This is a genomic window from Campylobacter concisus, assembly GCF_003048535.1.
Classification (GTDB): Bacteria; Campylobacterota; Campylobacteria; order Campylobacterales; family Campylobacteraceae; genus Campylobacter_A; species Campylobacter_A concisus_S.
In genome coordinates this window covers 1-23,270 of record NZ_PIRQ01000005.1, presented here as the reverse complement: position 1 = coordinate 23,270, position 23,270 = coordinate 1, and the positions used below count along the sequence as shown (strand labels likewise).

Annotated in this window: 24 protein-coding genes; 13 read left to right on the top strand and 11 right to left on the bottom strand. The window is 38.2% G+C overall.

Annotation, left to right across the window (positions count from 1 at the left end; translation table 11 throughout):
• Positions 1-8 precede the first annotated feature (8 nt).
• The 3 genes from CVS93_RS05575 to CVS93_RS05565 are packed head-to-tail and all read right to left on the bottom strand — an operon-like array spanning position 9 to position 3,173.
• Positions 9-1,190: a sulfate adenylyltransferase gene (locus CVS93_RS05575; RefSeq protein WP_107686897.1), complete on the bottom strand. Its 1,182-nt coding sequence runs from the start codon at positions 1,188-1,190 to the stop codon at positions 9-11.
• The gene (locus tag CVS93_RS05570; RefSeq protein ID WP_107686896.1) at positions 1,168-2,058 is read right to left on the bottom strand and encodes a response regulator; all 891 of its coding nucleotides are present in this window, start codon (positions 2,056-2,058) and stop codon (positions 1,168-1,170) included. Before CVS93_RS05570 ends, CVS93_RS05575 begins: the two co-directional genes overlap by 23 nt.
• A complete protein-coding gene (locus tag CVS93_RS05565; RefSeq protein ID WP_107686895.1) occupies positions 2,055-3,173 on the bottom strand; it encodes a bifunctional 2-C-methyl-D-erythritol 4-phosphate cytidylyltransferase/2-C-methyl-D-erythritol 2,4-cyclodiphosphate synthase in 1,119 nt (372 codons plus the stop codon). The genes CVS93_RS05570 and CVS93_RS05565 overlap by 4 nt, the downstream gene beginning before the upstream one ends.
• Before the next feature lie 148 nt (positions 3,174-3,321).
• Here CVS93_RS05565 and thiC point away from each other — a divergent pair, with 148 nt between their 5' ends.
• The 6 genes from thiC (at position 3,322) to CVS93_RS05535 (ending at position 8,840) form a co-directional block, all read left to right on the top strand.
• On the top strand, positions 3,322-4,620 hold the full coding sequence (gene thiC, locus CVS93_RS05560) for a phosphomethylpyrimidine synthase ThiC (protein WP_107686894.1): 1,299 nt from the start codon (positions 3,322-3,324) through the stop codon (positions 4,618-4,620).
• Positions 4,614-5,714 (top strand): Mrp/NBP35 family ATP-binding protein, encoded by a 1,101-nt coding sequence (locus CVS93_RS05555; protein WP_107686893.1) that lies wholly within the window; start codon positions 4,614-4,616, stop codon positions 5,712-5,714. Before thiC ends, CVS93_RS05555 begins: the two co-directional genes overlap by 7 nt.
• A 94-nt stretch (positions 5,715-5,808) precedes the next feature.
• Positions 5,809-6,075 carry an ACT domain-containing protein gene (locus CVS93_RS05550; RefSeq protein WP_021091480.1) on the top strand — a complete coding sequence of 89 codons (267 nt, stop codon included), beginning with the start codon at positions 5,809-5,811 and terminating at the stop codon, positions 6,073-6,075.
• A 9-nt stretch (positions 6,076-6,084) separates the two neighbouring features.
• The gene (locus CVS93_RS05545; RefSeq protein ID WP_107686892.1) at positions 6,085-7,422 is read left to right on the top strand and encodes a PFL family protein; all 1,338 of its coding nucleotides are present in this window, start codon (positions 6,085-6,087) and stop codon (positions 7,420-7,422) included.
• A gap of 104 nt (positions 7,423-7,526) precedes the next feature.
• Complete coding sequence (locus CVS93_RS05540) at positions 7,527-8,216, top strand: cytochrome-c oxidase (protein ID WP_107686891.1); 690 nt, start codon at positions 7,527-7,529, stop codon at positions 8,214-8,216.
• Positions 8,217-8,387: 171 nt separating this feature from the next.
• Positions 8,388-8,840, top strand: coding sequence for a hypothetical protein (locus CVS93_RS05535; protein WP_107686890.1), 453 nt, complete (start codon positions 8,388-8,390; stop codon positions 8,838-8,840).
• 84 nt (positions 8,841-8,924) lie between these two features.
• Here the strand turns inward: CVS93_RS05535 and CVS93_RS05530 are convergent, their stop codons facing one another.
• Complete coding sequence (locus CVS93_RS05530) at positions 8,925-9,527, bottom strand: YagU family protein (RefSeq protein WP_084109298.1); 603 nt, start codon at positions 9,525-9,527, stop codon at positions 8,925-8,927.
• Between the two features lie 163 nt (positions 9,528-9,690).
• On the opposite strand from CVS93_RS05530, the gene CVS93_RS05525 reads away from it, so the two are divergent.
• Both CVS93_RS05525 and CVS93_RS05520 read left to right on the top strand, forming a co-directional pair.
• Positions 9,691-10,890 (top strand): 2,3,4,5-tetrahydropyridine-2,6-carboxylate N-succinyltransferase, encoded by a 1,200-nt coding sequence (locus CVS93_RS05525; RefSeq protein WP_107686889.1) that lies wholly within the window; start codon positions 9,691-9,693, stop codon positions 10,888-10,890.
• 11 nt (positions 10,891-10,901) lie between these two features.
• Complete coding sequence (locus CVS93_RS05520; RefSeq protein WP_107686888.1) at positions 10,902-11,396, top strand: hypothetical protein; 495 nt, start codon at positions 10,902-10,904, stop codon at positions 11,394-11,396.
• A gap of 179 nt (positions 11,397-11,575) precedes the next feature.
• Here the strand turns inward: CVS93_RS05520 and CVS93_RS10100 are convergent, their stop codons facing one another.
• From CVS93_RS10100 to CVS93_RS05490, 7 genes are all read right to left on the bottom strand, one after another.
• Positions 11,576-11,680 carry a Fic family protein gene (locus CVS93_RS10100; RefSeq protein WP_107687006.1) on the bottom strand — a complete coding sequence of 35 codons (105 nt, stop codon included), beginning with the start codon at positions 11,678-11,680 and terminating at the stop codon, positions 11,576-11,578.
• Between the two features lie 88 nt (positions 11,681-11,768).
• Entirely contained in the window at positions 11,769-11,966 is a 198-nt protein-coding gene (locus CVS93_RS09760; RefSeq protein ID WP_141081831.1) for a hypothetical protein, read from the bottom strand.
• Between the two features lie 81 nt (positions 11,967-12,047).
• Positions 12,048-12,272 (bottom strand): DUF4172 domain-containing protein, encoded by a 225-nt coding sequence (locus CVS93_RS05510; RefSeq protein ID WP_107686887.1) that lies wholly within the window; start codon positions 12,270-12,272, stop codon positions 12,048-12,050.
• Between the two features lie 169 nt (positions 12,273-12,441).
• Positions 12,442-12,855 (bottom strand): gamma-glutamyl phosphate reductase, encoded by a 414-nt coding sequence (locus tag CVS93_RS05505; protein ID WP_107686886.1) that lies wholly within the window; start codon positions 12,853-12,855, stop codon positions 12,442-12,444.
• Position 12,856: 1 nt separating this feature from the next.
• A complete protein-coding gene (locus CVS93_RS05500; RefSeq protein ID WP_107686885.1) occupies positions 12,857-13,645 on the bottom strand; it encodes a peptidoglycan-binding protein in 789 nt (262 codons plus the stop codon).
• Positions 13,646-13,792: 147 nt separating this feature from the next.
• Positions 13,793-15,604, bottom strand: a complete 1,812-nt coding sequence (glmS, locus tag CVS93_RS05495) for a glutamine--fructose-6-phosphate transaminase (isomerizing) (protein ID WP_107686884.1) — start codon at positions 15,602-15,604, stop codon at positions 13,793-13,795.
• 3 nt (positions 15,605-15,607) lie between these two features.
• Positions 15,608-18,103 (bottom strand): HD domain-containing protein, encoded by a 2,496-nt coding sequence (locus tag CVS93_RS05490; RefSeq protein ID WP_107686883.1) that lies wholly within the window; start codon positions 18,101-18,103, stop codon positions 15,608-15,610.
• A 110-nt stretch (positions 18,104-18,213) separates the two neighbouring features.
• Here CVS93_RS05490 and mqnE point away from each other — a divergent pair, with 110 nt between their 5' ends.
• Genes mqnE through CVS93_RS05465 form a run of 5 tightly spaced genes read left to right on the top strand, consistent with a single transcriptional unit; the run spans position 18,214 to position 22,965 of the window.
• Positions 18,214-19,278: an aminofutalosine synthase MqnE gene (mqnE, locus tag CVS93_RS05485; protein WP_107686882.1), complete on the top strand. Its 1,065-nt coding sequence runs from the start codon at positions 18,214-18,216 to the stop codon at positions 19,276-19,278.
• A 12-nt stretch (positions 19,279-19,290) separates the two neighbouring features.
• Positions 19,291-20,583 carry an NCS2 family permease gene (locus CVS93_RS05480; RefSeq protein ID WP_107686881.1) on the top strand — a complete coding sequence of 431 codons (1,293 nt, stop codon included), beginning with the start codon at positions 19,291-19,293 and terminating at the stop codon, positions 20,581-20,583.
• Between the two features lie 12 nt (positions 20,584-20,595).
• Positions 20,596-21,036, top strand: a complete 441-nt coding sequence (locus CVS93_RS05475) for a phosphoribosyltransferase (RefSeq protein ID WP_054196841.1) — start codon at positions 20,596-20,598, stop codon at positions 21,034-21,036.
• A 9-nt stretch (positions 21,037-21,045) separates the two neighbouring features.
• Positions 21,046-22,263, top strand: a complete 1,218-nt coding sequence (locus tag CVS93_RS05470; protein ID WP_107686880.1) for a glycosyltransferase family 39 protein — start codon at positions 21,046-21,048, stop codon at positions 22,261-22,263.
• Positions 22,264-22,965: a Tfp pilus assembly protein FimT/FimU gene (locus tag CVS93_RS05465; RefSeq protein ID WP_107686879.1), complete on the top strand. Its 702-nt coding sequence runs from the start codon at positions 22,264-22,266 to the stop codon at positions 22,963-22,965.
• The last annotated feature ends 305 nt before the right edge of the window (positions 22,966-23,270 follow it).

The window sequence follows — 23,270 nt, the reverse complement described above, 5'->3', positions numbered from 1 at the left end:
AAATTTCCTTAAGTCATCGATGATGTTTGATAAAGCTTCATAAGCTCTTCGTAAAAGTCACGGTCAGTTTTGTTTTCAAGTAATCCTGAATTTACAAAAAGATCATCACAAAGCTTCTGTACGTCTTTGAAACGATTTGTAAAGAGCTTGCTTAAAACTATTGCAGAAATTTCTGGCCTCACAAGAATGGCTGGTGGCATAATGCCGTTAAATAGCAGCTCCTTGATAACATCTGGATGATATTTGATCTGATGATGTTGTCCGTGCGGGCAACTTTTGGTGCTAACTAATGTCTTGCATTTATTGCAATAAACTAGCTCTGGCAGCACGATTACCTCTAAATTTAAGTCATTTTTATAAATATCAAGAATCGTATGAGCTTCATTGTGATCAAAAAACATTCCAATCCCTGAGTGGTTTTGTCCGATGACTAGCTTATTTGCCCCAAATCTTGAAGCAGCGATGCACTCAAGTGTTGGGTTTGCATGTGAGCTAAAAAGAGTCGTATTTTTTAGAGCAAAGACAAAGACTTTTTTTGTTGGCAAATAATTTTGTATAAAATAGTCTAGCACTTGCTTTCTAATCTCGTAATCAACGTGCTTTTCTTCGCGTGTTCGTATTAAAAAAATGATTACTAAATCAGCCTTATCGATAGTCATTCTAACAAGGCGCTCGTGAGCTCTATTAAATGGATCAGCCGTTAAAAAAACTGCCGTTATCTTTTTAGCGCCATCTTCTTTTATTAGATCATTTAGTGCATTTTTGCTTATTTGTATACTTTCATCATAAAGCTCAAATTCACCACTAATGCCGTATTTGCCCAAATTTAGCTCTTTATCATTGCTGGCTTCATTTGCTAAAAATATATTCTTAGCTCTCATACTCTCGTCAAATTTAAAGACCTTGGCAACATTGATGTGTCCAACGATCTTATCATCAAGACTTAGATTTACCCTTTGCCCAGGAGTAAGCTTGCTGGCAATATTTTGATTTAGCTCACCAAATGGAGCAAATCCAAAAGAATACGGCATCGGCTCGCCATTAAAATAGCCTTTCTTACTCACCTCTTTTATCTGTTCATCATCCATCAGCGAGTCGTAATCTGAGAGAATCTTGTTTTTTATTAGCTCCAAAGCACCAAAAACTTCGGTATTTATAGAAATTTCACTATTTTTTCTTGCTGACGTCATATTTCTTTCTCTTTTCCCAAAGTGATTTTCTAGAAATTCCAAGCTTTTTGCTAAGTTCTGTATCAGGAAATTTATCTTGATAATTAACGATTATGTACTTTATATATTCATCGATCGTAACGATCTCATCGATATTGAAATTTTTATCGCGTCCTGAAAGTTCAAGCTCGTCAAATGGTGCTTTTTGTGCAAAATCGCTAGTTGATATCGCAACCTTTTTCTTTTTGCAAATTTCTAAAATTTTCTCTTTTTCTTCTTGTTTTAGCTCCTCTAAATTTGTCATATAGATTAGCTCGTCACTATTTTTAGCTAGTGCCTTTTCAAGCTCAGAGAAACAGGCTTTGCCTAAAAATAAAAATGGTAATTTGCAAGCTTTTACATAGCTAAATATAAATTTATCGCTGTATCCGCTTTTGCTTGATTTTAAAAGCAGTGGAAATTTTATCTTTTTTGCTTCAAAACTAGAAATTTCGTACTCTTTTAAAGCGTAATTTACGTAGCTTTCATAGTTTTTGATCTCGTTTTTGAAATTTCTAAATTCCTCAAAATGCTTTATCTTTCTAACTAGCTCTTCTATCATAAATGGCTTTTGGATGTAATCAACCGCACCTGCCTGAATCGGCTTTAGCACAGTGTCGCTATTGATATAAGCGATTAGTAAAATGATGATAGAGCTTTTAAATTTTTCTATGACTGGGTAGAAGTCCTGTCCTGGAAGTGTGGTAGAAAGTAACACTACATCAAAATTTTCAAATTTTAAAGCCTCTTTTACGCTTTTAGCGATCTCGCAGTCGTAGCCAAAATCAGCTAGTTTACTAGCCATCGAGCCAGCTAGGTAAATTTCATTTTCTACTATTAAAATTTTCATATTTGCTTCCAGTTGTAAAATTTAAGGCTTGCACTTGCCATTACGGCGATCCCTTCGCATCTGCCAACAAAGCCAAGCCCTTCAGTAGTCGTCGCCTTTACATTTATGCGGCTTTGGCTTAAATTTAGAGCCTGCGCGATGTTTGCCTCCATTTTTGATTTTAGCCTTGAAAGTTTTGGCTTTTGCGCCATTATCGTGATATCAGCGTTTGTTAGCACAAAGCCCACGCTTTGCACCCTTTTGTAAGCTTCCTCTAGCAAGTAAATGGAGCTAATATCTTTAAATTTAGCATCCGTATCAGGGAAAAGCTCGCCTATGTCGCCAAGCCCAGCAGCCCCCAAGATAGCGTCAGTTAGTGCATGAAGTGCCACGTCGCCGTCGCTGTGAGCCTTTAGCCCAAACTCATAGTCGATCTTCTCGCCACAAAGCACAAGCGGTCTACCCTTTTCAAACTCATGCACATCAAAGCCGTTTCCTACAAAGAGCTCATTTTCTGGTGCTTTTAGGGCTGAAATTTTGGCAAGATCCTCTTTAAAAGTGATCTTTCTAGCCATCTCATCGCCTAAAATTTGCCATACGCTTGCGCCAATGGCTCTCATAGCCGAGCTATCATCTGTGTAAATTTCACCGCTGTTAAGAGCTTTTTTAAGAAGTGCTGTACGAGAGAGTTGTGGTGTTTGGATAAGCTTTACCTTATCTCTATCAACCACATTTTCGCCAAGATAAGCAGTGTCTGCGATCTTTAGCGCTGGAACTACACAATCAGCCTGAGCGGCTGCCTCTATAATTTTGTGAAAAAGCTCGCTTGAAATGCAAGGGCGAGCGATGTCGCTAACTAAGACAAATTCGCTACTTACTAGCTCAAGCGCGTTTTTTAGGCTATCTTGTCTAGTTTCGCCGCCATCAACAAATTTATAATTTGGAGCAAATTTTGACATATATTTGCACTCTTTACTAACGACAATGATCTCTTTAAATGTGTAAAAGTTACTCAAATTTTTAGTGGCAAATAGCCAAAGTGGATCGCTTCCTATTCGAAGCCATTGCTTCTTTACTGGTAGCTCAAAACGGCTAGAATTTCCTGCTCCAAGCATTATAAGTGATATATCAAGCAAGATAACTCCTTTGAAAATTGTTACAGAATTATACATCTCAAAACTTCAAAATTTCTTTTTAAAAAAGTAAATTTTTAAAAGCTTATTTAGTTAGTTTAAATCAAAAAAGGACTAAAATGAGGTTTTTAAAAATCAAAAAAGGCCTTATATGAGAGATAAGACGCAGATGTATTATGCTAGGCGCGGCGAGATAACGCAAGAGATGAGCTATGTGGCAAAGATCGAAGAGCTTAGTGAAAATTTAGTGATGGATGGTGTTGCAAAAGGTAGCATCATCATCCCAGCAAATATAAATCATAAAAATTTAAAGCCAATGGGCATAGGCAGAAAGCTAAAGACAAAGGTCAATGCAAATATTGGCAATTCAAGCTTAAGTAGCGACATTTGCGCTGAGCTTAGAAAGCTTGAAATTTGCCTGGAATTTGGCGCCGATACGGTTATGGATCTAAGCACCGATGGCGATCTAGACGCTATTAGAAGTGCGATCATCGAGCATTCAAGTGTACCAATTGGCACAGTGCCTATGTATGAAATTTTAAAAGAGGCAAAAGAGGTTACAAATATCACAAATGAGCTCATTTTAGAGATACTTGAAAAGCAAGCAAAGCAAGGAGTTAGTTACTTTACGATACACGCTGGCTTTTTGCGTGAGTTTTTGCCACTTGTTAAAAAGCGTAAAATGGGCATAGTAAGCCGCGGTGGCAGTTTAAGCGCAAGCTACATGTCAAAGTTAAATAGACAAAATCCATTTTATGAAATTTTTGATCAAATTTTAGAAATTTGCGCAAAATACGACGTCTCACTCTCGCTTGGCGACGGACTTCGCCCAGGTTGCCTTTATGACGCAACAGACGAGGCACAGCTTAGTGAGCTAAAGGTGCTTGGAGAGCTTACGCTTAGGGCGTGGGAAAAAGATGTGCAGGTGATGATAGAGGGCCCTGGTCATGTGCCATTAAATCAAATTGAGTATAATATGAAAATCGAACAAGAGCTCTGCCATGATGCTCCATTTTACGTGCTTGGACCGCTTGTCTCAGACATCGGTGCAGGATATGATCACATCACCTCGGCGATCGGTGGCACGATGGCAGCATATCACGGCGCTAGCATGCTTTGTTACGTGACGCAAAAAGAGCACCTTGGCTTGCCAAACGAAAATGACGTAAGAGAGGGCATCGTAGCTCACAAGATAGCAGCTCACGCCGCTGACGTCGCACTTGGTAAGGTAGGAGCGATTGAAAAGGATCACGAGATGAGTGATGCTAGATATGCGTTTGACTGGAACAAGCAGTTTGAGCTAAGCTTTGATCCAAAAAAGGCTAGAGAACTTCACGATGAGAGCTTGCCAGAAGATGCGTTTAAGAGCGCTCATTTTTGTTCGATGTGCGGACCAAAATTTTGTGCATATAAAATTTCAAAAGATCTAGAAAAAGGAGAAAAATGTTAAATAAAGAAGATGTCTTAAATAGACTAAAAGGTGTTATATATCCTGGTTTTGAAAAAGATATAGTTAGCTTTGGCTTTGTAAAAAATGTAGAAATCGGCGATAAAATTTTAATCGAAGTCGAGATAGTTAGCTCAAGCCCAGAAGTGGCAAATGAGCTAAAAACGGACATCAAACGTGTCATGGGCTCAAATGAGTATGTGCTAAATTTGATCCAGCCAAAGATTCCTGAAGAAAAAAGTAACACTCAAAGTGGCAAAAACATCGCACCACAAGTTAAAAATTTTGTAATGGTAAGCTCAGGCAAAGGCGGCGTTGGTAAATCAACTACGACTCTAAATTTAGCCATCTCAATGGCAAAACTAGGCAAAAAAGTGGGAATTTTAGACGCTGACATCTACGGACCAAATATCCCAAGAATGCTTGGCGAAGTAAATACCCAGCCACAAGTCGTTGGCAACAAGCTAAAGCCGATACTTAGCCACGGAGTTGAGATGATGAGTATGGGCGTTTTGATGGAAGAGGGCATGAGCCTTATCTGGCGTGGCTCGATGATTATGAAAGCGATCGAGCAGCTACTAAAAGACGTGCTTTGGAGCGAGCTTGATGTCTTGTTTCTTGATATGCCTCCAGGAACGGGCGACGCGCAGCTAACTCTAGCTCAAAGCGTGCCAGTAACGGCAGGTGTCTGCGTCACAACGCCACAAGTGGTAGCGCTTGACGATAGCAAACGTGCGCTTGATATGTTTGAGAAACTTCACATCCCAATCGCTGGCGTCATAGAAAATATGAGTGGATTTATCTGCCCTGAAAGCGGCAAGGAGTATGATATATTCGGCAAAGGCACGACCGAGGAGGTAGCAAAAGCCTATAGTACCGAAGTGTTAGCCGAGATCCCTATCGAGCCGGCTGTGCGTGTGGGTGGTGATAGTGGCAAGCCAGTGAGCTTTTATGAGCCAAACTCAGTCACAGCAAAACGCTATGAGAGCGCAGCTGCTAGACTTTGGGAGATAATAGAAAATATAAATAATGGTGGTGGAGCTGATAATTCTGCTATCCAGCCAGTAAATGACGGCAAGAGTGCTTGCTCGAAGTAATCTCTAAATTAGGAGATTTGATCTATAAATTTGTACGTATAAAATAAAAGTACGTGCAAATTTAGCTTTTAAAAGAAATTTAACAGGAGAAAAGATGAAAGCGATCGTAACTGTAGTCGGAAAAGATAGAGTCGGCATCGTTGCTGGCGTCTCAGCAAAGCTTAGCGAACTAGGACTAAACATAGATGATATCTCACAGACTATTTTAGATGAGTTTTTTACGATGATGGCAGTGGTTTCAAGTGATGAAAATAAAGACTTTACGGCCTTAAGAGCAGAGCTTAACGAGCTTGGAGAGAGCCTAAAAGTAAAGATAAATATCCAAAGTTCTGCTATCTTTGATGCGATGCATACAATCTAAGGAAAAACAATGGACATCAAAAACGTAACCGAAACGATCTCAATGATCGAAGAGCAAAATTTTGACATCAGAACGATCACGATGGGTATTAGTTTGCTTGACTGCATCGACTCTGACATCAACAAAGCTTGCGACAAAATTTACGCAAAAATCACCACTAAAGCCAAAGACCTAGTCAAAGTGGGCAACGAAATTTCTGCTGAGCTAGGCATACCAATCGTCAATAAAAGAGTGAGCGTGACGCCTATCTCGATAATCGGCGCCGCAACGGACGCAAAAGACTACGTGATGATCGCAAAGACGCTTGATAGGGCGGCTATTGAGGTTGGTATTGATTTTATAGGTGGTTTTTCAGCTTTAGTTCAAAAGGGCTATCAAAAGGGCGATGAAATTTTGATAAATTCTATCCCGCAAGCACTTTCTCAGACTTCAAAAGTATGCGCAAGTGTTAATGTCGGCTCAACGAAAACTGGCATAAATATGAGCGCAGTGCGTGATATGGGGCGCATTATAAAAGAGACAGCAGCAGCTTCAGAGATGGGCTGTGCGAAGCTTGTCGTTTTTGCAAACGCAGTCGAAGATAATCCTTTCATGGCTGGTGCATTTCACGGCGTGGGCGAGGCTGATGTGGTGATAAATGTCGGCGTTTCTGGCCCAGGTGTGGTAAAAAGAGCCCTTGAAAAGGTGCGTGGCGAGAGCTTTGACGTGGTAGCTGAGACTGTGAAAAAGACGGCATTTAAGATCACGCGTATCGGCCAGCTAGTTGGCCAGATGGCGAGTGAGCGCCTTGGGGTTAAATTTGGTATCGTCGATCTCTCTCTTGCTCCGACGCCTGCTGTGGGCGACTCGGTCGCTCGTGTGCTTGAGGAGATGGGGCTTGAGGCTGTTGGTACGCATGGCACGACTGCGGCACTTGCTTTGCTAAATGACGCAGTAAAAAAAGGTGGCGTCATGGCGTGCAATCAAGTGGGCGGCTTAAGCGGTGCATTTATACCAGTTTCTGAGGATGAGGGTATGATAGCGGCGGTGCGCGCGGGATCGCTAAATTTAGAAAAGCTTGAAGCGATGACGGCGATATGCTCGGTTGGTCTTGATATGATCGCCATACCTGCGGATACGCCAAGTGAGAGTATAGCTGCGATGATAGCTGATGAGGCGGCTATCGGCGTTATAAATCAAAAAACAACGGCCGTTCGTATCATACCTCTTGGACGTGAGGGCGATATGATCGAGTTTGGCGGCCTTTTAGGAAGAGCGCCTGTGATGAAGATAAACAAAGCCTCAAGTGCCGACTTCATCGCTCGTGGCGGACAAATTCCAGCACCTATCCATAGTTTTAAAAACTAATATTCAAAGTCTGCTTTAAATTTGCGGACTTTTTCTTAAATTTATCCTAATCTTTTCAACTGCTTTTAGTTAAAATAATAAAAATTTTAAGCCAAGGAGCTAAAATGAAAATTTTATCACTGCTTACGGCGCTACTTTTTGGAGCGGTATGTGGCTTTGCAAATGATGGCAAAGTAAGAAGTATCGACATCTACGTCACGCCATACTACTCAGCAAATGCTGGCAAGGTGGAGTACGTAAAGGTCTATGATAAGATAGATGAGCTTTTAAAAAGTGGCAAAGAAGAGGACTTTAAAAAGGCTGAAAAGATCGTGCAAGACGCCCCACAAATGGTCTCTCCGATAACTCTTTTTGTTCTTTCAGCTCGCGCATACGATCTTGGACTTCGCGATGATGCGGTATTTTGGTTTTATGCGGCAAAAAACCGCGCGATCTTGCTAAGAGGCGTTATAGACATGGAGGGCGAGAAATTTACTGACGTGGTGGCTGCGATAGGGGCGTTTATGAAGCTTGTTGGCGACGTGGTCAATCCTTATGCATTTTGCGATATCAAAAAGCAACAAGAGATCGCTGATAAAGCGCTTGAATGGACTAAGAAAAATGCCTATGAAGCGATGTTCTCGCCAGAATTTAGCTCGCCTCACGAAGATAGAAAGGCAGCCCTTATAAAAGGCATAGAAAAGCTAGAGGCCCGCAATAAAAAAGAGAAAGATTACTTTTTAGATAAAGATAATCTTGCTAACTTTAAAGCTATGCGCAAGCAAAATGACACTGATGAGAAATTTTGCTTCTAAATAGCGAGAAAAACTAAAAATTTGCTTGTAAATTTAGCTTTTGCTTTATGCTAAAAGGGCAAATTTACAAGCTATCTCTATTTTAGATGATAAATTTTAGCTCACTACAAATCTGCTTAAATTTCGCTCTTTTTCGTAAGAGTAGCAAAACCACAAAAATGAGAATAAAAAATGACTTTAAAATTTGGCAAGCTTGAAAAAGTTGCAACAGATGAGGGCTTTATTTGGTACGCGGAGACGGAGCTAAAAAGCGAAATTTTTGGACAGGTGCCATTTTGCCTTGTTAGCACAGATGGGGCAGACGTGGATAATGAGACGATTTTGCTTGTGCAGAGTATCGGCCAGGATATTAACTGGTACATAAAAGAGGCGCTTACATTTTTACAAGATGAGCTTAGGCGAGGGTGCCTTTTGAGCAAGGACGAGCTTAGAGCGCTTGATGTGCCAGTTTGCGATCTGCCGTTTGAGTCCCCACAGTGCACCTTTTATGCGCAAGATAGGCAGTGGCTGATGAGATTTGCTGAGGGTGCGCTTGATATTTGCGAACCTTTCGGTATTGGGGTGGTTTTTGAAGGTGAAAAGCCACTTCGTTTAGAAAATTTAGAGCTTAGTCAAGAGTGCTAATCGCGGATAAATTTTGCTTTTAAATGGTGAGATAAATTTAGTTGCTGTTTTAGGTTTTTGGTCCAAAACAGCAAAAATTTGCATTTATGCGTTGCAGCAGCAATAATCACTTGGATCTTTTTCTTTTGTGATCCTAGCTCTTAAGTCGTGACGGATGATCTCTATCGACCAGAACCATATCATGTGGCCGACAAATTCAGATACATGCTCGTACCAAGGAAGTGTCCAAAGTGGTGGAGTAAGCCCCAAAATAGGCAATGTGATCACGTGGACAGCGATATTTACGATAACGCCAACTAGTAAGCCTTGCCATATTGTAATCTTTGGAAATTTCTCAGCCAAAACACAATAAGCAACCGCAAAAACGATCGAAAATAATATATGCGTCATCATTACGTAGTTAAAAGCATGCCCTGCAAACTCGTAAATAGCGGCATTTGGATCGGCCACTCCCAAATAATCTCTTAAAAATACATAAGGCGGATTTAAGAAATTTCTAGAGCAATCGATCGCATCGGCTGCTCTAATGGCACTCTCTGGCCCGCAAGCAGCGTTAAACATATCCATCGGACTTCTTGGAGGAAGTGGGAATTCCGCTCCCCATTTGACAAAGGCTGAGACAACACCAGCGATAAGGCCGATTAACGCAGCCAGAGCAAATCTAGGTTTTGTTACTAAATTTGACATTTAAACCCCTTCTTTAAATTTGCAAAATCTTATTGCAATTTACTTTATGATAAGATTAATCATTATTAAAAATATAAAAATATTTAAAAATCTTAATGGACTTAAAATCATAAAATTTTTAGCCATTTTTGGCTAGACTAAGAAAAAATTTAAAGGAGAATAGATGTCTAAAGAGTTTAAAGATGCAAATGAATTTAAGGAATTTTTTGAAGAATTTAGAAAAAAAGATGGCTATAAAGATCCGCTTGCTTTTGGTATCGCAAGAGTCGATCGTGGACAAAAAAATACAGATAAAATTTTGCAAGCGACTTTTGCTGTTGTAAATTACAAAGAGAGCTTTTTAAGCGCGGCTGCTTATATTTATGCTTTGCAAAAATGTGATGTTAAAGTTGATTTTAATGGCTCTGAATTTATAGCTGATCTTACGCCAAAAGTGGTGAAAAAAGCTAGCAAGCTCTTTAGTGTCTTTGAAAAAGAGATAAGCTCTCATAAAAATGTACAAAATTTGCATGCCGTAAAAATGGCATTTGATGACGATCTTGAACTAAATGAGAATAAATTTAAGCTTGTGTTTTTGTTTGATGATGCAAAACCACTTAGCGTGGAGGCCGTATATCTCAAGCTTTACTTGATATCGCTTGGTAAGGTCGCACCTAGGACGATTGTACTTGATGGAGCCTTTGGTGCGTTACCAAATGTTGCATGGACTAGCCAAAATACGCCAATTGAGCTTGAATGGCTAAGAGAAAATGAAATTTCTCTAAAGATGTTTGGCGAATATCCAGCGATCGTGAGCGTGGATAAATTCCCAAGATTTTTAAGCCATATCATCCCAGCTGATAATACGAGAATTTTGGACTCAGCCAAGGTTCGCATGGGCGCTGCCGTGCATCCTGGCACAGTCGTTATGCCTGGTGCTGCTTACATCAACTTTAATGCAGGTACAATCGGTGGGGTGATGGTTGAAGGCAGAGTCAGCAGCTCTGTCGTAGTTGGCGAGGGTAGTGACGTAGGTGGCGGAGCTAGCATACTTGGCGTGCTAAGTGGCACAAACGGCAACCCTGTAAGCATCGGCAAACACTGCTTGCTTGGGGCAAACTCAGTTACGGGCGTGCCTCTTGGCGATAACTGCATCGTGGATGCTGGCATAGCAGTGCTTGAGGGCACAAAGGTCTATATATCAGCTAGCGAGCGCGAAAAGTTAGCTAAGCTAAATCCAGAGTTTAAATTTGAAGCTGAAATTTACAAAGCGCTTGAGCTTGGCGGGCTAAACGGACTTCATTTTAGACAAAATAGCCAAACAGGCCAGATCACTGCAAGTGCGAGCAAAAGGGCGATCAAGCTAAATGAGGCACTTCACTAAAAGGAGCTAGCATGAAAGTTGGCATTTTGATGTTTGACAAGCTAAATCTACTAAGCTTTGCCAAAATTTATGATTTTTTACATAAATTTGAGGATTTTAATATCAAGACCTACGCACTAAAGCCTGAGGTTGTCGATGAATTTGGCGTCAGGCTTCATCCAGAAATTTATGCAGAGAGCCTTTATGGTGTGGATATCTTAGTCGTGCCAGATGGCGTTGGAGCACTTGGATTAAGATACGATGAGATATTTTTAAGCTGGGTTAAAAGCTCAGCGAGTGCGAAATTTAAGATAGGTTTTGATCTTGGCGTGCTTATCCTTGGTGGGGCTGGATTTTTAGAAGACAGAGAGGCTTGCATAAGGGGCGGATACAAAAACGCACTTAGTGACTACTGTGATGTTAATGATGCTAAGATGTGCGAAAGTAGGGGTGTCATAAGCGTTAGTGAATTTGATGATAGAATCAAAGAACAGCTGACAACGATACTAGGTAAAGATAAATTTTAATGGCTTTGACTCTTAAATTACGATAGAAATTTTATATTTTTAGTAAGCTTATAGCTTGTTTATAGCGCTATTTACCGCTTGTAGGTGTGCTACATTATCCACTCTGTGAAATCAAAATTTAAATTATTTCCAAGCTTTGTTATCTGCTCTAAAATTTCATAATAATTTTTTCTATTTGCTTAAATAATGCTAGAGATAGAAAATGGCTTAACACCATCTTCTCTTAAAAAGTAGTGTGTCAAAGCCCTTGTTATGCGTCCATTACCGTCATCATAAGGATGGATAAAAAACTAAAGATGTGCAATAAAACTTTTTAGATATGCGTTTTCAAGGCTTTTGTTGATAAAATTTTAAAAGTTCTCATCTCATCTTCTATACCTCTACTGGCAAGGCTTCATAGTGGATTTGCACATTTTCTGGAGAGCCTGAGACGACGCTCATCTCATCATCTCTAAACTTGGCTCGTTTTATCTTGTAAGTTTTGCTTTGGATATATTCAAACAAGGTATTGTGCCAGCCATGTAGCCGCTCGAGGTTCATATAGTCTTTGTTTAAATTTACTTCAAACATTGGCGAGACTAGATTAACACTGTGTCTAGTCGCATGAGTATCAGCTAGCCAGTCAAAATTTTCATCTAGCCTCTTTTTTATCTATGAGCGAATGCTTGATCTTTTAAGCCTTTCGCCCCCTATGAGAGATGAACTTATTATTTCATCTTCAAGTGCACTAATTTGCACCTTTAAAAGATCGTCTCTGCTGATATTGCTTGTTAGCTCTTTTAAATTTTTATGGTCTTGCTCTAGCTTATTTGTAAGGGTGTCTATTATTCTTTTATAGAAAGAAAATTTTGTGTAATTAGGATGTTGCCATGTCAACTAGTTTTGCATTATTTTCTAAAGGTAAGAGTAGTATTTTATATTTTTTGCTCAACGTATGGAACTTATTTATAGCAGTAAAATTTGGTATATGTATTGTTTTTGATTTACTATTTGTAGAAGTCGTTTTTTGTTAAAAAAGAGCCAGTTAAAGTTAAGGCTAGATAAGCTATCTACCTAACCTATAATCTCTTCTAGCATCCTTATAACCACGTCTATATCCACGCTCAAAACCATCATCGTAGTCGTCATCGTTATAGTAGCCTCCACGGTAACCACGCTGAAATCTATCATATCTATTTTGATAGTATGGACGGTACTCAGGAGGATATGGCGCATAGTTTGGATCAACAGGATAGTAGCCATTTGTACGGCAACTATCCTCATCGAATTTTTCTATTCCATTACGAAATTTATAGCTTTCTATTTTTTTATCAAAGCTATCAATACTTTTTATGTCGCCATAAAATTTAGCCATTTCTCTTTGGTTTATAAGATTGCAAAGTCTAGCTTCAACTTTTTTTTCATAACTCATAGCAAGCAAAAAAGTTAATGAACAAAATAAAATGGCTATAAATTTCATATTAATCTCCTACTTTTAAACTTCCGCCTTTGCCAAGACCGCCTTTTACATTTTGCGCTTTGTAGTCTTTTAGAGCAATAACTAATTGATTCATTGAATCAAGGAAAGCATTTACAAGTGTTTTTCCCTCAGGTGTTCTTGAATATACGCCAAGTCCCGCGCCAAGAGAAGCACCAGCGCCGCCACCCATACCAAAGAAGTCAGTGCTAGAAGCCGAGCCAATAGCTGCTGCTAATTGAACACCTGAACGGTTTTCTATAAGAACCAATGTGGTCTGCGTCTCTTTTGTTGAAAAACCACCAGCTATAGCACCTGCTACACTACCAAAAAGTGCTTCAACAAGAGCGCCTGCTCCGCCTGTATCTTCGTTGCTAAAGAAAATTTCAGGGCGAATAGTATAATCAGCTGCTACCATTTTACCTTTACCAAAGCCAGAACCACCACGTAGTTCGCCTGATCTATCAAGTGCACGCTCTTGCATCATATTATCCATCATAGCGCCACGTTCAACTATAACAAAACAACCAGTTTGTTGCGCAAGAAGACGCAAAACCGGAATAGTTGATGTGAGCTTGTAGTTGTGTGTTAAATATGAATACCAATCAGAATTTTGGTCTTCATAAAACGCAAGTGTTCCAAGGGTGCTACTACATTTTTCTATTTTTGTGTTAGCATTATTGTTATTGCTTCCAGCAGCACTGCCAGTTACACCGTTGCTATTGCCAGTTGCACAACCGCTTAAAAGTAAAACTCCAAGGCCTACGCTTAGTAAAGATGAATTTAACTTCATTTTTATCCTTAATATTTAAGTTTGTTTTTTAACATTATATATAAGCAAATATTATAAAAATATTAATATAAGATTTATGTTTAGTAGCATAATGCAAAACTATTTTTATAAAAATTTAAGTAGCTAGCAAGATGCCAGCCACACGAGCTATTCGACAGTCACGCTTTTTGCGAGATTTCTTGGCATATCGACGTTGTTGCCAAGTCTAACAGAAATTTCAAGTGCAAGTAGCTGAAGTACAAGCATCATCTCAAAAAATTCGCTCATATAATGATCTTGAACGCTTGTTTTTACGTAGTCATCGCTTAGCTCAAACTCAAGTGGGCTTATTGCTAGGATGTACGCATCTCTTGCAGCAAGCTCTTCTACATTGCTCTTTGTTTTTTCGTAAAGTAAATTTTGAGGCATTAAAGCGATCGTAAATAGCTTCTCATCTGCAAGCGCGATAGGGCCGTGCTTCATCTCGCCTGATGGATAGCCCTCGGCGTGAAGATATGAAATTTCTTTAAGTTTTAACGCACCTTCAAGTGCTAGCGGATAAAAGATGTCTCTGCCGATAAAGAAGAAGCCATGACCGTGTAAATAATGCTTGCTTAGGCGGTGAAGCTTCTCTTGAAGAGAGTTATTAATATTTAAAATTTGTGGAATGTGAAGAAGAGTTTTGATCTCGTGATCAAGCTCTTTTTTGCTGATAGATCCCTTTGCTGATGCCATTTGAAGCACAAGCATCCAAAGCACGATGATCTGCGTTGCAAATGCCTTTGTACTTGCCACACCTTTTTCGATGCCAGCGCGAGTTAAAAGCGTATTGTCAGCTAGTCTAACGATAGATGAGTTATCGACGTTGCAAATCGCAAGCGTTCTAAGCCCAGCCTCTTTTGCTATCCTAAGCGCTTCAAGAGTGTCGGCTGTCTCACCACTTTGTGAGATTACGATGAAGAGCGAGTTTTTGTTTAGATAAGGCTTTCTGTATCTAAATTCACTTGCCACTTCGACCTTTGTTCTAACTTTGGCAAGTCTTTCAAAAAGATAACTTGCGGTTAGCGCTGCATGGTAGCTCGTACCGCACGCACAAAGCACGACATCATCGATACTTTTTAGGTATTCATCGTCTAAATTTTCAAGAGTGACTTTGTGGTTTTTAACCCTGCCCATGATAGTTTCAGATACGACTGCTCCTTGCTCGTAAATTTCTTTCTCCATGAAAAATGTATAGCCCTCTTTTTGGGCATAGCTTTTGTCTTTTGGAAGTGCGTTAAAGGTTATGTTGGCTTTTTTACCATCTTTAAAAACAGCGATCTCATCAAGGCTCACGTAGCCGTAGTTATTATCATCCAAGTATGCTACTTCTGTTGCATTGCCAATTAAAGGTGCGTCAGATGAGGCAAAATATAGCTCTTTTTCATTACTCTTTCCTATCGCCATAGGAGCGGCGTCTTTTGCAAAAAATATCTTATCAGGCGCAGTTTTGGTGATAAGTAGTGTCGCGTATGCACCTCTTAGCTTTGCGATAGTCGCCTCATAAGCTTTAAATGGGTCTTTTTTCTCTTTTAAAATTTCTTCAAAAAGGTGCACGATCACCTCAGTATCAGTCTGGCTTACAAATTTCACACCTTTTGCTTCGAGTTCATCTTTAAGCTCTTTGTAGTTTTCGATGATGCCGTTGTGAACGACAAATGAGTGCTCACCAAGGTGTGGGTGAGCGTTTATCTCAGTTGGCTTACCGTGAGTTGCCCAGCGTGTATGACCTATTGCCACACCAAAGCCTTCTGAAGCAAAGTCTTTTGTTTTTAGGGCTAAATTTTCAAGCTTACCAACTGCTTTGAAAAAGTCGATCTTGTTGTCACTCATTACAGCCATACCAGCACTATCATATCCACGGTATTCTAGCTCTTTAAGTCCACCCAGTATGATCTCTTTTTTCTCTTTATTTCCGATGTATCCTACGATTCCACACATTTTTTACTCGCTTATTAATAAATTTAATATCTCATCACCCTTGCTCTCAAGTCGCTCGTTTTTCTCGATCAAAAAGAGATTTCTTGTTCTATTTTTGACCGTTTGGATTCTAGCACTCGTGACTTGAAAATGAAGCCTATCAAAAACACTCATCACATAAGCCATTAGTCCGCGCTGATCTTTTGCGTTAATGCTAAGTTTGGCGTAATCTTTTGAGTGATTTAGTTCGAAGTTTATCTCATCTTTGTTAATATTTGGTTTCAAAGGCTCTTTTAAAACCTCGCTATTTAAGGATTTTAGAGCTAAATTTTTAGTATTTTCAAGCTCCTCTTTTTTAACATTTTGGTTAAAATCAAGCCTGATATAAAATTTCTTCTCAAATAGCTCAAAAATTTCCATGTATGCTAGGTCAAATTTAGCAAATTCATAGAGCAGGGCGCTTAAATTTAGGCTCTTTTTTGTATAAATCTGAATGCTTAAATTTTTAGAGTTATTTATAAAAATTTCTGTCGCATCTAAGCTATCTGCGACCTTGCTTAAATTTATGATTTCACTCGCACTATATTTTATAAAGACAAGATTTGATGTGATTTTAAAAATTTTATCTTGCAAGTTTGACTCAAGCGCCAAAAACTCGCTATTTCGTTTTATAGACTGCTCTTTTTTTACGCGCCTTGTCGCTTCATCTAGTAAATTTTCATCGCTAAATGCACTAAGAGAAATTTCATAAAGTTCCCTTAAAAGCTTTGCTGTGTAGGCGTTATAGAGCCTCTCGTTTGTGGCATTTATCACGCAGTAGCTAAGGATGTAAAGCAGTTTTAAAACCTGCTTGTCGCCAAGCTTTGAGATAAAAGCAAATATAACGCGTTGGGAATAAATGTCTTCTCTATTTGAGACGTTGCTCATTAGCGTGTGGTATTTTATCAAGATGACGCCGATATTTACGGCTTTTTGGCTTAAATTTAGCTTGTTTGCGTATGCTCTAAAGATATTTGCTCCGATATTTGCATGATCTTTACCAAGCCCCTTGCCAACGTCGTGCATTAAAGTCACGATCTTTAGCATCGTCTTGCCCTCCAAGCAAAGCTCGGTATAGAGATTTTTTATAAATTTATCTTTTATATTTTCAAGAAATTTTACACTTAAAATACTATGCTCATCGACCGTAAATTCGTGATAGCCGTCGTACTGAGCTAGCTGGCTGATGTGTTCCATTGGCTTTATTAAAATTTGTATCATTTGCGCATCGAGCAATGACTTTAAAATTGCGTAGGAATTTTTTCTTAAAAATATCTTTTTAAACTCGCTGATAGCGCGCTCTAAGCCACTTTTTGTGATGATGGCTCGCTTGATGTAAAAGATCGCGCTTATATCAAATTTATAATCCACATCTTTTAGTTCTAAAAGCTCGGTTATTAGATTTTCAATGAGAGCTGGCTTTTTATGAAGTGGCACGTAAATAACGCCATTTATCTCGTAAAAGCCATTTTTTAGCCTTGCAAATTTTCTCTGATCAAAATTTAGCTCACTTTTGAAAAATGGCCTGCAAAGAGAAGCGACGATAAACCTCGAATAAATGGCGACATTGTTCATCGAACTTAGCATCTTTTGGCTGATAACGCTTTCGTTATCTTGAAGCTTTTTAGACTTTGTTTGCATGAAATTTGTCGTGATCTCAACGCTTGAAGCGCTAAAAGTATCAGAATTTTGCGTCAAATTTAAGGTGGTTAGTAGGCTTAGTAAAAAGTCTACATTTAGGTTAAAGCTAGCGATCTCTTTTTCATTCATCACTTTTAGGGCTTGTGATCTAACTGAAATGTCGCTATCAAGGCAATTTAGTATGCAGTTTAGGTGATAAATTTCATCTATCCCGCCAAAGCCACTTTTTAAATTTGGCTCTTGGGCTAAGTAGCTGATGCTAGAAAACGGCAAAAATGCCTTTAAATGGTAGTTTAAAAAGGCTTTTTTATCAAATTCTTTTAATTTTACGATCTCGCTTTTTACTAAGCGGTAGAGACTTTTTGAACCACAGATATATCGGACTTGTGATGTTTCGCTTTTAAATTTGAGATCGTCTTTGTAATTTGTAAAAATTTCATCTATTTCAACGCTTTTTATATAAAAATTTATTCCAGAGCTACTTAAAATTTCGCTAAATTCTTTTAAGAAATTCTTTATGTTATAGCCTTTTAAATTTTTATAAACTAGTAAAATTTCAAGCTCACTATTTGCGCTAAGTAAGGTTTGGGCATATTTTCCAGTAGCTAAAACACTAAAGGCAAAGCTGTCATTTTGCGGCACAAAATCATCAAAAAAATCTCGCATAGTTTCATTTAAATAAGATTTTATAAAATCATCATATTCTTTGGCTAAAAAATTTGCAAAATTTCTACCCTGATTTTTTTGAAAATGTTTTGGTAAATTTGCCTTAAAATCAAGAAATTTCTCTTTGATTTTTAAATAATTATCGCTATATTTGGTACTTTTATCAGCCAGCATTTAATGTTTCCATTGTTAAAAATATCTTGGCAAATGTTACATAATTTTTGCAAAAACAAAGCTTTATTTGCCTATAATAAAGCCTTAAGTTCAGCTTTAGGACGATACAAATAATGAATCTATTACAAAAACTAGAAAGTGGCGAGAGATTAAGCAAGCAAGAGGCTTTTTCGCTTTATGAGCTTGATCTTTTTACCTTGGCTAAATTTGCCGACAAAAAGCGCAGAAAGCTGCACGGCAACAAGGTCTTTTTTAATGTAAATCGCCATATCAATCCAACAAATATCTGTGCTGATATCTGTAAATTTTGCGCATTTTCAGCTCACAGAAAAAATCCAAATCCATACTTAATGAGCCACGAAGAAATTTTAAAGATCGTTGATGAGAGCGTAAGCCACGGCGTAAAGGAGATACACATCGTATCAGCTCACAACGCAAAAAGTGGCTGGCAGTGGTATTTAGAAATTTTTAAAAAGATAAAGGCAGCTCATCCAGAGCTTCACGTAAAGGCGATGACGGCAGCTGAGATCGACTTTTTATCAAGACATTACGGCTTAAGCTATGATGAGGTGATAGAGAAGATGCTCGAATACGGCGTCGATAGCATGCCAGGCGGCGGGGCTGAAATTTTTGATGAAGAGGTCAGAGCTAAAATTTGCAAAGGCAAAGTAAGTAGCGAAAACTGGCTCAAAATCCACAAAATGTGGCATGATAAAGGCAGACAAAGCAACGCAACAATGCTTTTTGGCCACATAGAAAGCCGTGAAAATAGGATCGATCACATGCTAAGGATCAGAGACTTGCAGGACAAAACTGGCGGATTTAACGCGTTTATCCCACTAGTCTATCAAAGAGAAAACAACTACTTAAAAGATGTGAAATTTCTAGGATCAGCTGAAATTTTAAAGACCATGGCGATATCTCGCTTGGTGCTTGATAATATCCCACACATAAAGGCCTATTGGGCTACTTCGACGCTAAATTTAGCGATGATCGCTCAGGAATTTGGAGCTGATGATCTTGATGGTACGATAGAAAAAGAGAGTATTCAAAGTGCAGCTGGTGCAAATAGCGCAAACGGCGTTACACTAAAGACATTTTGTGATCTTATTAAAACATCTGGTTTTACGCCGGTTGAGCGCGATAGCTTATATAACGAACTTAAAATTTACTAAAAGGAGCTTGGGGTGAAATTTTTTGACTTAGCACAAAACAAAACGAGTGTGAAGCAGGAATTTGGTGCAGGTCTTACGACGTTTTTGGCGATGATGTATATCGTGCCGGTAAATGCGATCGTTATGAGCAAAACTGGTATGCCATACGAGGCACTCATCACGGCAACTGCGCTAATTACCATATTTTCTACGATATTAAATGGTCTTTGGGCAAACACACCAGTTGCTATGAGCGTTGGTATGGGACTTAATGCTTATTTTACATCTGGTCTTTGCATCGGTATGAAAGTGCCTTGGCAAACGGCTCTTGGCGTTGTTTTCTTAAGCGGCGTGATATTTGTTATCTTATCTTTTACAAATTTTAGAATGTGGATAATTAGATCCATCTCACTTGATCTAAGAAGGGCTATAAGCGCTGGCATAGGCACCTTTATCAGCTTTGTGGCATTTCAGCAAATGGGCTTTATCGTAAATAGCGACTCAGTTTTGGTTGGTATAGGAAATTTCAAAGATCCAAACGTACTTCTTGGCGTTTTAGGACTATTTTTAGTTATTTGCTTTTGGGCGTGGAAGATAAAGGGCGCGTTTATCCTAGCTGTGCTTGCTACTTCAGTGATAGCTTGGGCGCTTGGTATCGCTCCTCATCCAACAGAAATTTTCTCAACTCCAGCCTCTATCTCACCGATATTTTTAGAGCTTGACATAAAAGGCGCGCTTAGTCTAGCCTTGCTGCCAGTTGTTATCACATTTTTTGTGACCGATCTTTTTGACTCGATAGGCACACTAGCTGGTGTAGGCACGAGAGCTGGAATTTTTGATGAAAACAAAAAAGATGGCGTCGTAAAACTTGAAAAAACTCTTGAAGCTGACGCTATTGCTACGGCAGCTGGCTCACTAGTAGGTGTAAGTACGACCACATCGTTTGTAGAGAGTGCTAGCGGTGTAGAAGATGGCGGTAGAACTGGTCTAACGGCTGTATTTTGCGGACTTTTATTTATACTTACATTATTTATGTTGCCACTTTTTAAAGCGATTCCTGGCAATGCCATTTATCCGATCCTTGTGATGGTTGGCGTGCTTATGTTTGCTGAGCTTGCTAGTATAAATTTTAAAGATCCAGCCATTGCTGTTGCGACATTTTTCATAGTTGTGCTCATCCCGCTTACTTATTCGATCACAAACGGCCTTGCATTTGGCTTTATGTCATACGTTATAGTTAAGCTCATAAAGAGAGAATTTAGCGATATAAATTTAGGCGTAGTCGCGCTAGCGCTCATTAGTTTTATCGTATTTTTAGTGCATTGATAAGGATGAAAGATGATATTTTATAGCTATGATGAATTTGCTGTTGATACTAAAAAGATGGCAAAACAGATAAAAGACGAGTTTGATCCAGAGGTGATACTAGCTGTGGCAAGAGGCGGTCTAACGCTTGGCCACTCGCTAGCTGTTGCGCTTAATAATAGAAATTTATTTACCCTAAATTCTATCCATTATGAAGATACAAATAAGCTTGATACGATTAATATCTTTAACGTGCCAGATCTTAGCAAATACACTAAAATTTTGCTCGTCGATGACATCATCGACAGTGGTGAGAGCATGGTCGAGATAAAAAGAGAACTGCTTAAGCGTTATCCAAATTTAGATATAAAAATAGCGACCGTCTTTTATAAAGAGAAAGCTCTGCTTTTGCCAGAATTTAAGGTAAAAGAGGCTCACGATTGGATCGAGTTTTTTTGGGATATACATATTTAAGGAAAATTTTTGCTAGATAAATTTAGAGAATTTGTTGGATATCACGTCGCTTTTAGCGTATTTTTAATATGTTTGATCGATTGTATGTTTTTACTTTATACGGCAAATTCTCTTAGTATAAGTTATAGTGAAGCTGAAATTTTTTTTAACAAACAAAATTTTCTTAGCCATGTTTTAAACTTAAGCGTTCAAATTTTTGGTCAAACAGATCTTGCTCTAAGATCTGTGATGATCGCGTTTCATGTCATAAGCGTCGTTTTAATGTATAAGGTAAGCAAATTTTACATTAAATTAGAGTTTGACAGACTTATTGCGGTATTGCTTTTTATCTTACTTCCTGGCACGATAGCTTCAGCTCTTATTGTCAATAATGCTGGGCTTTGCGTTATGCTGGCGCTTCTATGTATATACTTTTTCCATATTAAAAATAAAATTTTATTTGTAACATTTTTTTGTCTTTCTTTTTTTATAGATGGCGATTTTTTGATATTTTACGTAGGATTTTTTATATTTGCACTTTACAAAAGAAAGCCGCCTCTTGCTTGGCTAAGTGCTATTTTGTTTTTACTCACGCTTTACTTTTTTGGTTTTGATACAAATGGTAGGCCAAGTGGGCACTTTATCGATACTTTTGGTATCTTTGCCGCTGTTTTTTCGCCGTTTATTTTTATCTTTTTTGTCTATACGATTTATAGAATTTGGGTTAAAGAGAAAAAAGATCTTTTGTGGTTTATCGCAATTTGCTCATTTTGCTTTTGTATGATAGTCTCAGTGCGCCAAAGGCTGGAACTTGAGCAGTTCTTGCCATTTTGCGTGATCGCAACACCACTTATGGTAAGAGTTTTTTTTAATTCGTATCGTGTAAGATTGCCAAAATTTAGAAAAGGCTATAAAATTTGTACGACCTTAGTGATGCTTTTTCTGGCCCTAAACTGGTCGATGATTGTATTTAATCAAATTTTTTACCTTTTTTTAGATAATCCAACAAAGCATTTTGTCTATAAATTTGATGTTGTAAAAGAGCTTGCAGCCAAATTAAAAGAAGCGGAAATTAAGGATTTATACACTGATAATAAAAAGCTTGCATTAAGACTTAAATTTTATGGTATAGATGTAAGAGATGAGTCTAAAAATTTATTAGTAAGTGCCGATCTAGATGGAAAATCAAAATTTTGCATAGAAAAAATTGGAAAAGTAATTGCAAATTTTGATGTAAGAGGTAAGTAGATGCATAAAAATAAGGGTTTTACCGTTATAGAGCTTATCTTTGTAATTATTGCCGTTGGCATACTTGCAGCAATGATCATACCAAGGCTAGAAATAAACGGAGCCAGAGAGGCAGCTACACAGATGCTAACGCATATAAGATACGCCCAACACCTTGCCATGCAAGATGATAAATTTGTTCATTCAGAAAATGAAAAATTTTGGTTTAAAATGAGATGGGGGATAGCTATTAATGACACTAGTTTGCAAGAGTGCTCTGTAGATGAGCCTGGGATTAAATCTTGGAAATATAGTATTTTTTATGATAAGAGAGGTAGTGGTAATAAATTTAGTGGTAACTTAAATTCCAAAGAAGAGGTTGCCATCGATACGCAAAAGTCAAATAAATTTTTAAGTGCGGGCTGGAGAGGCATTCCTCAGTCCTATTGCAATAAAATTAATATAGATTTAAATATTGAAAAAAAATATGGCATAAAATCAGTTAAATTTGTCGGTAGTTGCGGAAAAGGCAAAATGCAAACCATTGATTTTGACGAATTAGGTAGGCCTATGAGAGTGGTAAGTGTTACTAACAATAAAGGAGCAAAAAGGCCTTATTCAAGACTATTGAAAGGCAATTGCAAGATAGTTTTAACAGATAAAAATAACAATGTAGCCTCTATAAATATAGAAAAAAGAAGTGGATACGCATATATAAACTAAACCCTTAAACCTATAATAAAAATACATACTTTAAAATTTTAAAGTGACAAACAAATTTTTCTAAAATTCCCTAATTATTTCAACTATCTTTAAGTATTGCTCGTATATAATTCCAGCTCACGAAACGAGAAACCACCTTTAACTTCATTGGTTAATAAAGCCTTTTCTTTTTATCGTTGTTCTTTTAACTTACAATTGTTAAACTATTAGTCAATCTTTGAAATCTAAACAAGTGATCGATTGAGCCAGTCTATTATTTTATAATTTATAATAGATTAGACAAACTAATAAATAAAACTAAAAGT

Bases quoted from the DNA above. Each gene is read 5' to 3' on its own strand.
- CVS93_RS05575 (WP_107686897.1), bottom strand. From the start codon at position 1,190: ATGACGTCAGCAAGAAAAAATAGTGAAATTTCTATAAATACCGAAGTT.
- CVS93_RS05570 (WP_107686896.1), bottom strand. From the start codon at position 2,058: ATGAAAATTTTAATAGTAGAAAATGAAATTTACCTAGCTGGCTCGATG.
- thiC (WP_107686894.1), top strand. From the start codon at position 3,322: ATGAGAGATAAGACGCAGATGTATTATGCTAGGCGCGGCGAGATAACG.
- CVS93_RS05555 (WP_107686893.1), top strand. From the start codon at position 4,614: ATGTTAAATAAAGAAGATGTCTTAAATAGACTAAAAGGTGTTATATAT.
- CVS93_RS05550 (WP_021091480.1), top strand. From the start codon at position 5,809: ATGAAAGCGATCGTAACTGTAGTCGGAAAAGATAGAGTCGGCATCGTT.
- CVS93_RS05545 (WP_107686892.1), top strand. From the start codon at position 6,085: ATGGACATCAAAAACGTAACCGAAACGATCTCAATGATCGAAGAGCAA.
- CVS93_RS05540 (WP_107686891.1), top strand. From the start codon at position 7,527: ATGAAAATTTTATCACTGCTTACGGCGCTACTTTTTGGAGCGGTATGT.
- CVS93_RS05535 (WP_107686890.1), top strand. From the start codon at position 8,388: ATGACTTTAAAATTTGGCAAGCTTGAAAAAGTTGCAACAGATGAGGGC.
- CVS93_RS05530 (WP_084109298.1), bottom strand. From the start codon at position 9,527: ATGTCAAATTTAGTAACAAAACCTAGATTTGCTCTGGCTGCGTTAATC.
- CVS93_RS05525 (WP_107686889.1), top strand. From the start codon at position 9,691: ATGTCTAAAGAGTTTAAAGATGCAAATGAATTTAAGGAATTTTTTGAA.
- CVS93_RS05520 (WP_107686888.1), top strand. From the start codon at position 10,902: ATGAAAGTTGGCATTTTGATGTTTGACAAGCTAAATCTACTAAGCTTT.
- CVS93_RS09760 (WP_141081831.1), bottom strand. From the start codon at position 11,966: ATGTTTGAAGTAAATTTAAACAAAGACTATATGAACCTCGAGCGGCTA.
- CVS93_RS05505 (WP_107686886.1), bottom strand. From the start codon at position 12,855: ATGAAATTTATAGCCATTTTATTTTGTTCATTAACTTTTTTGCTTGCT.
- CVS93_RS05500 (WP_107686885.1), bottom strand. From the start codon at position 13,645: ATGAAGTTAAATTCATCTTTACTAAGCGTAGGCCTTGGAGTTTTACTT.
- glmS (WP_107686884.1), bottom strand. From the start codon at position 15,604: ATGTGTGGAATCGTAGGATACATCGGAAATAAAGAGAAAAAAGAGATC.
- CVS93_RS05490 (WP_107686883.1), bottom strand. From the start codon at position 18,103: ATGCTGGCTGATAAAAGTACCAAATATAGCGATAATTATTTAAAAATC.
- CVS93_RS05475 (WP_054196841.1), top strand. From the start codon at position 20,596: ATGATATTTTATAGCTATGATGAATTTGCTGTTGATACTAAAAAGATG.
- CVS93_RS05465 (WP_107686879.1), top strand. From the start codon at position 22,264: ATGCATAAAAATAAGGGTTTTACCGTTATAGAGCTTATCTTTGTAATT.